General features: G+C 41.4%; 12 protein-coding genes. 7 read left to right on the top strand and 5 right to left on the bottom strand.

The window, feature by feature from the left end; all coding sequences use genetic code 11:
• Positions 1 to 9: 9 nt before the first annotated feature.
• Positions 10 to 1,995: a Na+/H+ antiporter NhaC family protein gene (locus KGY70_02455; protein ID MBS3774025.1), complete on the top strand. Its 1,986-nt coding sequence runs from the start codon at positions 10 to 12 to the stop codon at positions 1,993 to 1,995.
• Positions 1,996 to 2,058: 63 nt separating this feature from the next.
• Here KGY70_02455 and KGY70_02450 read toward each other — a convergent pair whose 3' ends face one another.
• Positions 2,059 to 4,680: a valine--tRNA ligase gene (locus KGY70_02450; GenBank protein MBS3774024.1), complete on the bottom strand. Its 2,622-nt coding sequence runs from the start codon at positions 4,678 to 4,680 to the stop codon at positions 2,059 to 2,061.
• Positions 4,681 to 4,844: 164 nt separating this feature from the next.
• Between KGY70_02450 and KGY70_02445 the strand changes: the two genes are divergently transcribed.
• Together KGY70_02445 and KGY70_02440 are read left to right on the top strand one after the other, a co-directional pair.
• Entirely contained in the window at positions 4,845 to 5,270 is a 426-nt protein-coding gene (locus tag KGY70_02445; protein MBS3774023.1) for a DUF1573 domain-containing protein, read from the top strand.
• Between the two features lie 17 nt (positions 5,271 to 5,287).
• Positions 5,288 to 6,520, top strand: coding sequence for a pyridoxal phosphate-dependent aminotransferase (locus KGY70_02440; GenBank protein ID MBS3774022.1), 1,233 nt, complete (start codon positions 5,288 to 5,290; stop codon positions 6,518 to 6,520).
• A 253-nt stretch (positions 6,521 to 6,773) separates the two neighbouring features.
• Here KGY70_02440 and KGY70_02435 read toward each other — a convergent pair whose 3' ends face one another.
• Entirely contained in the window at positions 6,774 to 7,214 is a 441-nt protein-coding gene (locus tag KGY70_02435) for a hypothetical protein (GenBank protein MBS3774021.1), read from the bottom strand.
• A gap of 102 nt (positions 7,215 to 7,316) precedes the next feature.
• Positions 7,317 to 8,519, bottom strand: coding sequence for a DUF1343 domain-containing protein (locus KGY70_02430; GenBank protein ID MBS3774020.1), 1,203 nt, complete (start codon positions 8,517 to 8,519; stop codon positions 7,317 to 7,319).
• A 129-nt stretch (positions 8,520 to 8,648) separates the two neighbouring features.
• Between KGY70_02430 and KGY70_02425 the strand changes: the two genes are divergently transcribed.
• From KGY70_02425 to KGY70_02410, 4 genes are all read left to right on the top strand, one after another.
• A complete protein-coding gene (locus tag KGY70_02425) occupies positions 8,649 to 9,893 on the top strand; it encodes an ABC transporter permease (protein MBS3774019.1) in 1,245 nt (414 codons plus the stop codon).
• Positions 9,894 to 10,066: 173 nt separating this feature from the next.
• Positions 10,067 to 10,705, top strand: a complete 639-nt coding sequence (locus KGY70_02420; protein MBS3774018.1) for a zeta toxin family protein — start codon at positions 10,067 to 10,069, stop codon at positions 10,703 to 10,705.
• A gap of 4 nt (positions 10,706 to 10,709) precedes the next feature.
• Entirely contained in the window at positions 10,710 to 11,984 is a 1,275-nt protein-coding gene (locus tag KGY70_02415; protein MBS3774017.1) for a glycosyltransferase, read from the top strand.
• Positions 11,985 to 12,318: 334 nt separating this feature from the next.
• A complete protein-coding gene (locus KGY70_02410; protein MBS3774016.1) occupies positions 12,319 to 12,969 on the top strand; it encodes a CoA pyrophosphatase in 651 nt (216 codons plus the stop codon).
• A gap of 58 nt (positions 12,970 to 13,027) precedes the next feature.
• Here the strand turns inward: KGY70_02410 and KGY70_02405 are convergent, their stop codons facing one another.
• Both KGY70_02405 and KGY70_02400 read right to left on the bottom strand, forming a co-directional pair.
• Positions 13,028 to 14,326 (bottom strand): transporter substrate-binding domain-containing protein, encoded by a 1,299-nt coding sequence (locus KGY70_02405; GenBank protein MBS3774015.1) that lies wholly within the window; start codon positions 14,324 to 14,326, stop codon positions 13,028 to 13,030.
• Positions 14,327 to 14,539: 213 nt separating this feature from the next.
• A complete protein-coding gene (locus KGY70_02400) occupies positions 14,540 to 16,567 on the bottom strand; it encodes a hypothetical protein (protein ID MBS3774014.1) in 2,028 nt (675 codons plus the stop codon).
• Between the last annotated feature and the right edge of the window lie 129 nt (positions 16,568 to 16,696).

The following is a 16,696-nucleotide window of genomic DNA, read 5'->3' as shown; positions in this document are numbered from 1 at the left end:
TCGCTACTCATGAAAGGGAAGTCTCTTATTGGGCCAGTTTTGCTTCTTTTTCTGACTTTGTTTTATACCCCATCTGTATTTAGCCACTCAAGTGTTTCCCCTGAAATCACTATTAACCCGAAAGATATCCGGGTTGAACATACGGACATCATTGTCAGGAATATTGAGCACGAGATCACCCTCCAATTCCGGAGCGAGGAATTCCGGGAAGTTTATGAGGGGAAAAAAATTTCCTTACAGGTTAACGGTCAGCCTGTACCGGTAGAGATCACAAAAGGTAACGCCACCTTTTCCCGGAAATTTACCAAAGAAACCGATTTTACCATTAATTATCAGGATTTTGAATACCAGACCCATATCAACCCCATTCCTTTGTGGTTCTCCATCATCCCGCCGCTGGTCGCCATTTTATTTGCCCTTATTTTTAAAGAAGTGTATTCGGCCCTTTTTATCGGCATTCTTTTAGGAACCACTACCATTTATGCACATCAGGGTGCAGGGATTTTTTCGGCTTTTTTCAAAGGTATATTTGCCATACCCGACACTTACGTACTGCAATCTCTGGGGAATGAAGAGCATCTTTCGATCATTGTCTTTTCAATGCTTATTGGTGGAATGGTGGGTATCATCACCAAAAACGGAGGCATGAAAGGGGTTGTGAAAATTCTCTCAAAATATGCCAAAAGTGCCCGTTCGGGGCAATTCGTCACCTGGCTTCTGGGCATGGCCATTTTCTTTGATGACTATGCCAATACGCTGGTGGTGGGAAATACCATGCGTCCTGTAACCGACCGTTTAAAGATCTCACGGGAAAAACTGGCCTATATTGTTGACTCCACTGCGGCACCCATTGCTGCCATCGCCTTTGTGACAACCTGGATCGGAGCGGAGCTCAGCTATATACAGGACGGCATCAATACACTGGGGCTGGATCAAAGTCCATATAATGTATTCATTAATTCGCTTGCTTACTCCTTCTACCCCATATTCGCCCTATTATTTATTTTAATGCTCACCTATAAAGGGCGGGATTTCGGACCCATGTTCCGGGCTGAACAAAGGGCACGAACAGGGAAGATCATCCGGGATGATGAAAAGAACAACAACAGTCAGGAAAACGAAATAGACATCCCTGAACATATCAAACCCAGGGCGTATAATGCGGTTATACCTGTAGCAATTGTGATTTTCGGCACCTTTATCGGTTTGCTTTATACGGGATGGGACCCGCAGATCTGGGGAGATCCGGAACTCACATTTTCCAAGAAAATTTCCGTTATCATCGGAAATTCGGATTCATTTAAAGCTTTATTGTGGTCTTCTATTTTAGGGGTTATTATAGCACTGGTACTTACCATAACAAAAAAATTGCTGAATCTGAAAAAAGCCGTCGAAACCCTTATCGATGGATTTAAAACCATGTTAACCGCCATTATCATCCTTGTACTGGCCTGGTCGCTGGCATTACTCACCAAACATTTGCATACGGCCGATTTTATCTCCCAAACGCTTGTAAGCATCAACCTGGCACCATTTCTGGTTCCGGCCCTGACCTTTATCCTTGCTGCCCTGGTAGCTTTCTCAACAGGCTCATCATGGGGGACAATGGCCATCCTTTATCCGTTGATATTGCCTGCTTCATGGCTTATTGCGCAAGAAGCCGGACTGGAAAAGGCCATGTCCCTGTCGATATTTTATAATGTGGTTTCCTGTGTGCTTGCCGGTTCTGTTATGGGCGACCACTGCTCGCCCATCTCGGACACAACCATTCTCAGCTCCCTGGCTAGTTCCTGCAATCACATTGACCACGTGCGCACCCAGCTGCCCTATGCCTTGACAGTCGGGGGAATTGCCACGGGAATCGGCACCATACCTTCGGCCTATGGAATACCCGCCTACTTTACTTTCCCGGCCGGATTACTCTTAATGTTCCTTGTTGTGCATTTCTTCGGGAAAAAATCCATGAAAGCGGATAAACTCTTTAAAATCGTTTGACAGGTACTTTGGATTTTCACCTCAGCATAACCGCTGACCGGGATAAATTGGTGTTCCTTCCGATCACCCCTTTAAACTGCTGATTCGTTCCTCGAGGGTTTTTATCTTCTGCTCAGCATCCTCTTTCTTCTTACGTTCACGATCAATCACTTTTTCCGGTGCATTGCGGACGAATTGTTCATTATCGAGCTTTTTCAAAACGGATTGCAAGAAACCCCGGGTATATTCCAACTCCTCTTCCAGTTTTTTGATTTCCTCCTCTTTATCAAGCAAATTCTCCACCGGAATATAATATTCAGTGGTTCCTACCATAAAAGAAACAGCATTATCCGGCTTGCCTGAGATTCCTTCAATATGATCGATATTGGCCATTTTTCGTACAATGGGATCATATTTGGCCATATGCTCTCCGTTCACTTTAAGGGAAAGCGCCTCTTTATTGGGAATTTCCTTATCTTTTCGGATATTTCTGACTGAAGTGATCAGCTCCTTAACCTTTTCAAAGGAAGTGAGCAGCTCCGCATCAGAGGGTCCTTTTCGTGGCACTTCCGTAACCATAATGCTTTCATCGCTTCCCCTGTCATAAATCAACTGCCATATTTCCTCCGTAATAAAAGGCATAATGGGATGCAACAGCACCATAAGCTGCTCAAAAAAGGATAGTGTAGCCTCAAAGGTTTTCTTGTCCACAGGCTGCTGATATCCGGGTTTAACGATCTCCAGGTACCAGGAGGAAAATTCATCCCAGAACAATCTGTATAAATTCATCAAAGCATCGGAAAGCCTGAATTTGGCATATTGCTCATCGAGTTCGCCGATGGCTTTATTCAACCGGTTCCTGAACCAATCGATGGCTTCCGCGGAATGTGCAGGCTGATCAATGTTTTCATCCACATTCCAGTTTTTCACCAGCCGGAAAGCATTCCATATCTTATTGCCGAAATTTCGGCCCTGTTCGGTCAGGCTTTCATCGAAAAGCAAATCGTTTCCTGCCGGGGAGCAAAGCAGCATACCCACACGTACTCCATCAGCCCCGTACTGATTGATCAAACGAAGCGGATCGGGTGAATTGCCCAGGGATTTAGACATTTTCCTTCTCTGATTGTCCCTGACAACACCTGTAAGATACACATTCCCAAAAGGCTTTTTACCTCTGTACTCATAACCGGCCATGATCATCCTGGCTACCCAAAAGAAGAGGATTTCCGGTGCGGTTACCAGGTCATCGGTGGGATAATAATAATTGATATCCTCGTTATCCGGATTTCTTATGCCGTCGAATACAGATATGGGCCACAGCCATGAAGAGAACCACGTGTCGAGCACATCCGGGTCCTGTTTCAGATCATTTACGGTCAATTCATAATTGTCCGTTTTCTCTTTGGCTTTTTTCAGCGCTTCGGTTTCATTTTCTGCTACTACATAATTGCCATCGGGAAGATAATAAGCAGGTATCCGCTGGCCCCACCACAATTGCCTGGAAATACACCAATCCTTAATGTTTTCCATCCAATGCTTGTAAATATTTTTGAATTTGGAAGGATGAAAACGGATGTTATCATTGATCACATTTTCGAGGGCCGGCTTTGCCATTTCTTTCATCCGGCAGAACCATTGTGTGGAAAGCTTGGGTTCGATCACCGCATCGGTTCGTTCTGAAAAGCCGATGCTATTGGTATAATCTTCCTCCTTAATCAGATAGCCTTCATTTTCCAGGTCCCTGACAAAGTTATCCCTTGCTTCAAAGCGATCCTCACCAATATGAATTTCGGCATTTTCATTCAGTGTGCCATCGTCATTGAATATATCAATGGTTTTAAGGTTATGCCGAAGGCCAATTTCATAGTCGTTTTCATCGTGAGCCGGAGTAATTTTTAAGGCGCCGGAGCCAAACTCCATATCTACATAGTCATCCACTATTAAAGGAACCTTCCTGTTAATCACAGGAACGATGACTTCTTTGCCTTGTAGATGGGTATACCTGGTATCACCGGGATTTACACAAACAGCGGTATCACCAAGTATGGTCTCAGGCCGGGTGGTGGCAATTTCAATAAATTCATCCGTCCCGTCAACAGGATACTTTATATAATATAGTTTTGACTGGACTTCTTTATAATCCACTTCTTCGTCAGAAATGGCTGTTTTCGCTTCAGGGTCCCAGTTAACCATCCGCACACCCCTGTAAACATAACCTTTTTCATAAAGATCAATAAAGACTTTAATGACGCTTTCATACATATCGTCATCCATGGTGAACTTGGTGCGATTCCAGTCACATGAGGCCCCCAGCTTCTTCAACTGCTCGAGTATAATTCCCCCATGTTTTTCTTTCCATTCCCAGGCATGCTTCAGAAATTCTTCCCTGGTAAGAGAATATTTATCAATGCCTTCTTTTTTGAGTTTAGCCACCACTTTAGCCTCTGTGGCAATAGAGGCATGGTCGGTACCCGGAACCCAACACGCATTTTTACCAAGCATTCTTGCACGCCGGATAAGAATATCCTGAATGGTATTGTTCAGAATATGTCCCATATGCAATACGCCTGTCACATTAGGAGGCGGGATTACAATGGTGTAAGGTTCGCGTTCATCCGGTTCGGAATGAAAAAATTCTTTATCCATCCAATACTGATACCATTTCTGCTCAACTTTCGAAGGATCATATTTCTTTGCAATATCCATAATCTCAGCGGCGTTATAAATTTAAAAATCGCGTAAAATTATAAATTAATCTCTAAACAAGCAGATTTCATTGGGGAAAGTTCTTAAAAAATCATTTTAATAATATAAAACATATTATAATTGCTTACGTAGAATTATATTTGTAAACTAAAATCAAAGATTCTATGAAACGAACAGCTTTATTATCTTTATTGATCGTTTTTGCCGTATCAACAAGTTTCGCACAGGGCACCGATAATGCATCCGGAGAAAAGGAAAACAAACCCGTCATCGAATTCGAAAAGAAAACCTATAATTACGGGGAAATTAATTACAAGGGAGATGGTACATGCCGCTTTAAATTTGAAAACAAGGGTCAGGAGCCTCTGCTATTGACCAAGGTAAGGGCTTCCTGTGGCTGCACCACCCCTTCGTGGCCCAAAGAGCCCATTAATCCAAGTGACACCGCAAGCATTGAAGTAAAATACAATACGCGGATCAAAGGCAATTTTTCCAAATCCATCAGGGTTTATTCCAATGCAAAGAATTCTCCCTTATTATTAAGAATTAAAGGGAAAGTAGTAACAGAGAGCACAGCCAGTAAAGAATAAAAAAAGCCCATACGCTCATGCCCGAAATTTCGAATAAAGCCAATCTGATGCCTGAGTCTCCGATCAGAAAATTGGTACCTTATGCAGAAGCCGCAAAAAAGAAAGGCAGAAAAGTATACCATTTAAATATTGGTCAGCCTGATATTGCGACACCCAAAGAGGCGTTGAATGCCGTTAAAAATACGGATATTAAGGTGGTGGAATACACCCATTCGGCGGGGAATGAGTCTTACCGGAAAAAGCTTGCCGGATATTATCAAAATCAAGGCATTGACATAGATCATAACGATATGTTAATAACCACAGGAGGCTCAGAAGCTGTGCTTTTTGCTTTTAATACATGTTTGAACCACGGCGATGAAATAATCATACCGGAACCTTTCTATGCCAATTACAATGGTTTCGCCATAACAGCCGGGGTCAATGTTAAGCCTGTGACTTCGTCCATACAGCATGATTTTGCGCTTCCTTCGATTGAAGAATTTGAGAAACTGATCACGCAAAAAACCAAGGGGATCGTGATCTGTAATCCCAACAATCCCACAGGATATTTGTATTCTGAAGGAGAAATGCAAAAACTGAAAACCCTTGTCCAGCGTCACGATCTCTTTCTCTTTTCCGATGAAGTGTACCGGGAATTCTGCTATGATGGAAAAGCGCACATATCGGCCATGCATCTAAAAGGAATCCAAAACAATGTTGTGTTAATAGATTCCGTCTCCAAGAGATACAGCATGTGTGGTGCACGCATCGGCGCCCTGATATCTAAAAACAAGGATATCATTGCCAATTCCATGAAACTTGCACAGGCCAGACTATGTCCTCCGGCATTTGGCCAGATAGCAGGTGAAGCTGCACTGGACACCCCTGACGAATACTTTGATGAGGTGTATAATGAATACATCGAACGCAGAAACTTTATGGTGGAGCGGTTAAACAAAATGGAAGGTGTATATTCTCCCATGCCCAAAGGCGCTTTTTATACGGTGGTGAAACTTCCTGTGGATGATACCGAACGATTCGCGCAATGGATGTTGAATGATTTTCACCATAAAAATCAAACCGTAATGATCGCTCCCGCTTCCGGTTTCTATTCATCTCCGGGGCTGGGCAGGAACGAAGCCCGTATTGCCTATGTGCTCAACATCGACGACCTTAAAAACGCCATGGAAACACTTGAGGAAGCATTAAAGGCTTATCCGGGAAGAACGGTCGAACAGCCCGTCTCAGAATATAGAAACAGACAGTAGCTTCGGCAGGTTATGTATTACAGAGCCCGAATTAATTAGTGTTTGTCCATAAAGTCAAGAAGAATTGAAAGAGTCTCGTCTGGAATGTTCGCTGGCAAGGCTTGCGAGTTTTGAATGCCAGGAGTTTACTTAATGTAATCGACTGGCATGAAAAACGAGCGTAACGCCGCCAGCGGATATTATAGACAGACTCTAATTAAAACCAATCGGGCAAACTTAGGACTTACTCCAAAAGAAATGGTCTCTCGGTTTACTAAAGTCCGAGGTCTTCCTTTGTTTTATCCATCCCCGGGCGGTTAATTAAGAAAACCAATATGATCAGCCCCGATATGGCCAGATATATCCAGGTTCCGGTCAGAAAATAAGCAGCTATGGCAAATAGTGAAGGGGCAATCCATAAAATATAGCGCAATATGAGCCCCAGGCGGTAATCTGCCAGTTTCTCTGCCAATGTAGGCTTTTTCCTCGCTTCTTTGATCCTTCGTTTGTATAAAACGTTGCCTTCATATATTCCCACTCCTGCAAACAAAGGAACAATGATTTTAAAAAACTCAAAATCACCGAATTCATGGCCAACAAACTGTTCGGTTCGTAAATACAGGGCCATCAGTATAAAAACCAATTGTATGAAAATAAGGTTTATATAGAGTTTGCTCAATGACTTAAAATATTTATCCGGAGACAACTTACTCATAAGGACTTCCTTTGTAAATATTAATAATACGCATCAGCAATGTATTGTTTCGGAAAAATCTTTCAAAGTACAAAATGTTTTGAGAAGCAAAAAACACTTCCCCTATTGCTCCGGGGTGTCTCCGGTAAAATCTTCATAAATCAGATATTGTTGGCGCTTGTTCATGAACTGCTCCAATCCATCTTCCCAACCCGCTCTTATTTCCTGAATGGATTTCCCGTTTTTGATCTGTTCCAATAACTCATCATTTCCCGCTAATTTTTTGAAATAGGGACGAAAAAACTCATCCGTGGGGGTATTTCTATGGGCAAACATAAGCCAGCTCAACCTGATCCGGGGTTTATGCAATAAAGAATCAAGCGGATAATCTCTCAAATCAATACCCCCGCAGTGCTGACCTTTATATTTGGGATTTGTGCTGGCTCCTGGAATAGACCGGGGAGTGAATTCCATTTCAGCATTTTTCATGTCGGGATGACCAAAAACCTGGAAAGGAAAATCGGTGCCCCTTCCTACACTCATTATGGTACCCTCAAACAAACAAAGAGAAGGGTACAGATATATGCTTCTCATATTGGGCAAATTGGGAGAAGGTTTCACGGGAAGTTCATAGAGTGAATCGTGGGTATAATTTTTACAGGATACCCATTCATAATCGCATTTCTTTCCATCTTCCAGCCATCCTTCCTGATTGATCATCCTGGCCAGTTCTGCAATGGTCATACCATGTACAATAGGTATGCGATGCATCCCTACGAAGGACCGGTACTGTGTATCCAGGATCGGTCCGTCAACATAAAAGCCGTTGGGATTGGGCCGGTCCAATACCATGAATTCAGTCCCGGTTTCCGCACATGTTTCCATCACATAATGCATGGTCGAAATATATGTATAAAAACGCACTCCAACATCCTGGATATCAAAAACAACAACATCCACATCCTTCAAATCATCGGGATCTGGCTTCTTTTTGTCTCCATAAAGAGAAATTACAGGCAAACCGGTTTTTTCATCCCGATAGCTTTTCACTCCTTCACCCGCTCCGGCATCGCCCCTGAATCCATGCTCCGGGCTGAATATTTTCTTTATCTGAATTCCCTGGGAAAGCAAAGTATCCACCAGATGGACCGAATCGACCAGTGACGTATGATTGGCCACGAGGGCAACGCTTTTATCCTCCAGCTTGGGAATATAAAAACCCGTGCGTTCAGAACCTGTTATAATTCCTTCCTGGTTAGCTGATTGGGTAGAGCAAGAAACAATACCGATTAGAATCAAGAGTGAAACTGCTGTTAAATGTCGCATAATAGATCGTTTTTAAATGCATAAATATAAAAATTCCCCGCCAAATATATGGTTCGAAACACACTTTGTTACGTAAAACAAAAGAGAAACAAGATAATTTTGATACATTTGCGGAAAACGGATGCTGCATTGAACACAGAGTTATACATAGCAAAGCGGTTATATTCGGAGAAATCGGATGACAAAAAAATTTCCAAGCCCATTGTTTCCATTGCCGTAGTAGGCATCTCTTTGGGCTTAGCCGTTATGATTCTGTCTGTGGCTATCGTAACCGGTTTCAAATCGGAGATAAGAGAAAAAATCATAGGCTTTGGCTCCCACATAAAGATCGTCAACCATGATACCAACACCTCCTTTGAAACAGTTCCGGTAGATAAAAACCAGCCTTTCTATCCCGGTCTTGATTCAATTTCCGGTATAGAACACATACAGGTTTTTGGCATCAAGGCAGGTATTCTGAAAACCAAAGACAACATTCAGGGTGCGGTTCTGAAAGGAGTGGATTCCGAATTCAACCTGAACTTCTTTCGGAAAAACATTGTGAAAGGCGAGGTCATTCAGATTTCGGATACCTCTACTACAAACAACATTCTCATTTCAAAGTACATGGCTGATTTGTTGAAACTGGACACCAGCGATTATATAGGCATGTATTTCGTGGAAGATCCTCCCAGAATGCGCAGGTTTCAAATAGCGGGCATTTATGATACGGGTCTTCAGGAATTTGACAAACGCTATATTTTGGGAGATATCAAACACGTACAGAGTCTTAACAACTGGCAGGAAAATCAGGTGAGCGGATTTGAAGTGCTGATTGAAGAGTTCAACAAAATACCTGAAATAACTTCTTTCATTAGAAACAATTACACCTATCAGGTTTTATCGGACGGGACAAAACTGAAGGTAGAAAGCGTTACCGAAACGCACCCCCAGATATTTGACTGGCTGAATGTTACCGACATTAACGTATGGGTCATTCTGATACTGATGCTTTTGGTAGCCGGTTTCAACATGATTTCCGGACTCCTGATCCTTATCCTGGAGCGAACCAATATGATTGGCTTATTCAAAGCTATGGGTTCAAGGAACTGGAACATTCGAAAGATTTTTCTCTATCTTTCTTCTTTTCTTATAGGAAAAGGTCTGCTCTGGGGGAATCTGATCGGGATATCCCTGTGCCTGATTCAACAAGAATTGGGATTGGCCAAACTGGATACTGCCAGTTACTATCTTGAAGCCGTACCCATTAACCTAAACATTATGCACATTTTGCTGCTCAATATTGGAAGTTTGCTCGTCACCGTTTTAATGCTGGTGATTCCGTCATATCTTATTGCTAAGATAAACCCGATCAAAACCATTCGATTCAACTAACCCGAATGATTCGCAATAGCCAGGGTTTTCAATAGCCTCAGAATTATTCTTGAATAATTCGGGGTAAAATCCAAGTCTTCATTACATTTTTCTTTCAGATTTTGTACTTTTGGAACCATTTCGATCAAACAGGGACTTTTAAGCATGAAATAATAACCCAAAATATAACAATTATGAGAGGTGATAAGCTAGTTATCAAAGAACACCACATTAGGGCAGCCAGGCAGGTGGCAGAAGTGGTTTTACCCGAAATCAAAGAAACCAAGAGTAGATATGCCATTACCATTGCCGGTGAATCGGGTAGCGGAAAATCCGAAACCGCTGAAAGTTTAAAACAGGAATTGGAAAAGCAGGGGATCAGATCTTTTATCTTTCAGCAGGATGACTACTTTCATTATCCCCCGAAGAGCAATGCGAAAATGCGTGAAAAAGACATCAATCATGTAGGAACTTCCGAAGTAAAGCTTGATCTGTTGGATCAGAACCTTAAAGATGCCATTGAAGGCAAAAACAATATTGAAAAGCCCCTTGTTTTTTTCGAGGAAGACAAAATAGAAAAGGAAACGGTCAATCTGGAAGGAATAAAAGTAGTTATTGCTGAAGGAACCTATACAACTGCGCTTAACAATGCACACAAAAGGGTGTTCATTGCCCGGAACTATTTCGATACCAAAGAAACCAGAGCTGAAAGGAGCCGTGAAAAGCAGGATGAATTTCTGGAAAAAATACTAAAAATTGAGCATGAAATCATTACCAGACAAAGTAAAAAAGCCGACTTAGTCATTTCAAAGGATTATGAACTAAAAACTTAAACATATGAACCAACAAAAAGATATCAACCGCATTGCAATGCTCAGTACCCATGGCTATTTTGATCCTGTACCTCAGCTTGGACAAACCGATACCGGAGGTCAGGTGGTTTACGTATTGGAATTATCAAAAGCTTTGGGAAAAAAAGGCTATAAAGTCGACATCTATACCCGGTGGTTTGATGAATCCAGAAAACAAATCGATCCGGTGCCCGGACATCCCAATGTCAGGGTTATCAGAATACCGGCCGGGCCCTGGGAGTTTATTCCCAAAGAATTTATCTACGATGTCCTGCCTGAATTATCGGATAACATGATCCAGTTTATCAAAGACAATGATCTGGATTATGATCTATTTCACGGGCATTATGTGGATGCAGGCATTGTTGCACTGGATATGGCAAAAGCATTCAATAAGCCGGTTTTCTTCACCGCACATAGTTTAGGAGCCTGGAAAAAAGATCAGATGGGGGGAGATCCCGAAGAAATGGAAGAGAAGTTTAATTTCGAAAAACGCATCAACGAGGAACTCCGGTTATTCAAATCGGCTAATGCCCAGACGCTTACTTCAAACACTCAGAAAGAAAAGCTCAATGAGCTCTATGATTATGATGCGTCTAATATTGAAATCATACCTCCGGGGGTAAACATTCAAACCTATCATATACCCACGGAAGAAGAGCAAAAAAAAGAAACCGATCTGCCAGATAAATACATATTCTGTTTAAGCCGCATTGACAGCAATAAAGGGCATGATTTGCTGTTATATGCCTTTGATAAGGTAAGGAAAGAAATTGACGACATTCATCTTGTAATCGGCGGGGGTTCACCAAATCCCAAACCCAGAGAGCAGTCGGTCTTTAACAAAATGAAAGAAATTATCAAAGAGAAGGACATGGACAGGGCCCATATCATCGGATACGTACCCGATGAAAAACTGGTTCAATATTATCAGCAGGCAGAACTTTTTGTCCTGCCCTCCACTTTTGAACCTTTTGGCATGACATCCCAGGAAGCAATGGCTTGTGGAACACCTGTTGTAGCCTCAAAATACGGAGGAATTAAACATGTGATCACACATGAAAAGAACGGAATGCTGATTAACCCGGAAGATTCTGAAGAATTTGCCGATGCCATTATCAAATTGTTGAAAGATGAGGATTACCGGGCCAAACTAGGAAAAGAAGCCAACAAACTGATTGTTGATCACTACAGTTGGGAGGCCATGGCTACCCATCACATCAATCTATATAAAAAGTACTACAACAATTTCAATATTTAAAAGTTAACCTGCATTATTCATAAATTTTTATAAAAATGAATAAAATGCAGGTTAACCCCGACTTAGGTAGCCTGTCCCGAACTTGATTCGGGAAACTTAAATTTTTGAAAAGAATTTTAGTGACCCTTAGTCGCTGTCGGAGACAGGAATAAGAATTATTCGGGTTAAAACATTAAACCAGACAAAATCGGCATCTGTTTATATTATAAATAAAGGTTAATATGGGGCAATTTCGAAATAACGATTTTGCCCCTTTTTGAAATCATGAGTATTTATTGGAACGTTTTTGTTTTGTTAACAGAGCTACCGGATAATCAATACAGTGACAGGGTGTATGACATTTCCCGAGTATTACAAAAAACTTGAGAGGATTCTGAATGCTGAGCTACCTGGCAAAACTGCACAGTATAAGATGGCTCCCTTGAAAAGAAACATGCCTGAAACCCCTTCAAAACGGGAGGCCAAATATGCAGGAGTGCTTATTCTTTTATATCCGGTGGAGGAGGAACATTATATTATCTTAATCAGGAGATCATTATATGACGGAGTTCACAGCGGCCAAATAAGTTTCCCCGGTGGAAAATATGAATCCCGTGACGGGGATTTAATCTATACTGCATTAAGAGAGACAGATGAAGAAATCGGCGTATCCGCGAATGAAATTCAAGTGATAGGCAAATTAACTCCGCTTTTAATCCCGGTAAGCAATTATATCGTCCATCCTGTGGTTGGAGCTTTAACTTCAGAGCCTGCTTTTGAAAGAAATAATAAAGAAGTGGAAGAAATATTTTCCGTTAAACTGGAAACACTAACGAGGCCGGGGTGTATAATTTACAATGGTGAAATTTATGAAAACGAACGGTACATTAAAGCCCCCTATTTTCATTACAAACAATTTAAAATCTGGGGAGCCACAGCTATGATTTTGTCTGAATTCATTGAATTACATCAAAATATAAAACCAGGATTGAAGTCTGGTCCCTGAACCATACCCGATAATTCCCCAATCCCGGTGACGAAAAACCCAACCACCGGGCCAATCCTTATTCCTCTCCTTCCTCAATGATATTCTTATAATGCTCGTAGCGGTCCAAAATCTGGTCCACGTAATTATAGGTTTCTATTCCCCTGCAATAACCGTAATATACCACTTCATCGTTATAATACTCGGGATTTGATTTCTTCAATATATATTCTTTAACGTTTTCCCACTTGTCCGGACTCCCGTTATACTTTTCCGTCAACCTACGTGCATCAAGTACATGTCCCAAACCCACATTATATGAGGCCAAAACAAATTTAATCAGCTCTTCCTCATCCTTAATGCCCTGTTTTTTTACCTGTTCTTCCAGCCACTCGAGAAAATTCACTCCGCCCCGAATATTTTGTTCCGGCAAGGACTTGTTATTTACATCGAATCTTCCTATAACGGAAGGCATCAATTGCATTAATCCGTACGCACCAGCCCATGACCTGGCTGTGGGATTAAAACGGGATTCCTGAAAAATCAAAGAAGCCAAAAGCTTCCAATCCCAGTCTATTTCATCACTGTAAGCTTTAATCAGGTCATCATACGGGGAAATTTTACCGCTGCTTATTGTATAATAATCGCTTTTACGAATAAAGGCCGATTTCCTGTTTCTGAAATATTTGTTGTATAACATGGCATAATCAATAGTGGATTTGTATTCTGTAAGCCAGCTATCGACTTCAGCCAAAAGAGAATCGGCCTTCCTGGGAACTCCCCATGCCAGATTCTGAGGAAAACTAATGGCTGTTTCCACATCCAGCCTCGGATAATAGGTTGCATTCACTTTGGCAACATTCTCATCACACACCGTATAATCTATCTCACCCTGAGCAACAAGTGCAATAAGTTGTTCCTCGGAGTAGTTTTCCTTTTCAATGATTCTTATTCCCCCGCCGATTTCCTCCGAAAGATTTTTAAGACGGGTTACATAGGAAGAATTCGCCCTGACATAAATGACTTTATTGTCCAATTCCAACTGGTTTCTAACAAGATTGCGTTCAATCTCCCGTTTTGACATTTCACGCCAGTTTTCCGGCTTTCGTTGTACCAGCACCTGCCGGGTCTGAGCATACGGAACAGTAAAATCCATGCGCTTTTTCCTGGCTTCGGTTATGGTTAAACTGAAGGCCAAAACATCGCATTTTCCATCCTCCATGAGCTGAAAACTTTTCTCAAGTTCCTTATTCACCTGTATTTCCAATTCCACATCCAGATGGTTGGCAAATTTTTTCAGTAATTCATACTGAAAGCCCATTGTCCTGCCTCTATAAATAAAATAGTTGGTAGAATTGTAATCCGTTATCGCAACCAACTTACCTTCTTGCCGGATTTTATCTAACCGGCTCTCAGGCTCTTCTTTTACAGAATCCGTTTGGCAAGAAGAAAATAAAAAGAAAAGCAATAGAGAAAAGGGAACAGCTTTTTTAAGAAAATTATGAGTCTTTATCAAATTAGTTAAATTTTTGATAACAACGATGCAAACTTAAAAGAATATATATTTATTCAATTACATCTTATCAAAAAATTAATCATAAAAAGACCATGAGACTCCGAATTTTACCATCATTGGCGACATAGGATACAATGGGGCAGTATAATAATTTCTTTCCTGAATGAAGCTGCTCAGATGATACAACTTACCAAAAATATTCACACGCTTTACCCTGAAATTGGCAAAAAGATTGAATAAAGGTGTATCTCCTATTTTTTCATCTCTCTGCCTGTGATAAAGACCCAGGGCAGGCATGTAATCATCCGTATAATAGGAAGGGTAATAATACAACGACCATCCCAGTTGGGTATATAAATTCCCGCCTGTGATAGCAAAGTGGAATTTATGCCTGAATGCAAATCTGTGATGCAGATAAAACCTGGGAATTCCCAATACATCGTATTGATCTGTATATTGAAAAACCAATTTGTTCATTGAATGAAACTTCCAGAACTGAAAGTCTTTCCTAACCGATGCAGTAATCAATTCCAGGTTTTGGGAATATTGGGCTGGCAATGAACTGGTGTCCAGATAGGTATAGTTGTTCATTATTAACGATTTTAATGAAAGCCGGGTGTTTATACTTTCTATGTCAAAATGTCCTTTAATATCCAACCTGCTGGTTTTCGAAAGTTTTTGATCCCATCTGAAGTAATTGGAATTGTAGTATTGATAAAAATAATCAGGTTCTTGGTATCTATAATCCGCTTCAACAGCGAGGGTATTGTTATCAATAGCCAAATTAAGTCCACCTTGCAGGTTAAAATCCCCTGCCCTAAAACCCAGCAGATAATACTCGCCTGTTGCCCGGAGGCTAAATATGCTATCGGACCGAAATTCCCAGCCGGCGGAAACAGACAGGTTGTTGTAGTTACGGGTTAATAACCTGTCATAATCTACCGCCATATCAGGTGTTTGATAAGGATAAACATAGGAATAATTGATAAAGCTGTGATTCATTCCGGCGTGCACTGTCAGAAAATTATTGGCATAAACAAGTTTAAACCGGTTCCGAAGACTTCTTTGCCTTGCACTGTCCCGGGTTGCCGTAGAATCCATATAAACTGGAAATTCATTATAATAAGGCGAGAGCGGACTTTCATCGGTGTAACTTTTTACATTGTTGGAAAAAGTTAGTCTGTGATAAGCATAAAAACGGGTTGTATCTTTCTTTTTTTCACCGACCTCCTCCTCTTTTCCGGTTTGTAGGGTATCCTGAGGAGATAAAGCTTCGGGGCCCTGTCCGGTCGTATCACTTTCCAGTGTATCTGCCTCTTCAGCCGGAGGAGTTTTCTGGAAAGTTTCCCGCTGACCGAGCTTTTCAAAAATATTCAAATCGGAAAGGCTGGTTTCTTTTAATGAAAGCTTTTGGATAAGATTAAATGACTGGTCCTTTAAAAGGGTTTTGGCTCCCTCAAGATTCCCCGGGAGGTAGCGTTGTTCAACCAGCTCAAAATCTTCCTTATTCTGGATACCACCCAGTTCATTATACATAATCTTATTGAGGTTTATATTTCCATACAGAGAATAATTATTTTTTTTATAGCTGCCAAAAAAATTCAAATATCTACCTCTCAAGCTTCTATCGTTTTCATAAAACTTTTGTGAGCCGATTAAACTGATATCCAATCCCAAATTCAGGGCCTGGTTTATATTCTGGGTATGTTTTACCCACAAGCGGGCCTCCGTATCTTGCTGCCCGCCGGTAGCAAACTTAAGAAAAGTAAAAGGGGTTTTGGTTTTAAAATAGTGGGCATTGTTGTTATTTCGAAAATAACCCTGGTAAGGTTCGGAAAATAAGAAAGAAGTATGCTTTCTTTGGAAAAAGCGGTGGTGTTGGACCGGGGAACCCAGATGTCCAAGATTGATATTCCCCAGTCCCTGATTGAACCGGTGGCTGTCGTATAGGTTCGTATCTATAGGATGGCGTACAGTTTGACCGATGGAGTCCACATACCAGGAATAGATTTGCGGAGTTTGAATCGTATCATTCTGTTCCTGGGACAAAAGAGGACAAGCCGCATAAATAAGGAAACACCAGATTAAAACAAGTTTTCTCATAGGGTATAAAAATAAAAAAAATCCCGTCCTGCCTCAGAGGCGGGACGGGATTTTTTAAAAAGACGGCGATGACCTACTCTCCCACTTGTCGTAGTACCATCGGCGCTGGTGGGCTTAACTTCTCTGTTC

It is taken from the genome of Bacteroidales bacterium, from assembly GCA_018334875.1.
Classification (GTDB): Bacteria; Bacteroidota; Bacteroidia; order Bacteroidales; family UBA12077; genus JAGXLC01.
The sequence above is the reverse complement of the archived record's forward strand: the minus strand, read 5'-3'. Positions and strand labels throughout refer to the sequence as shown.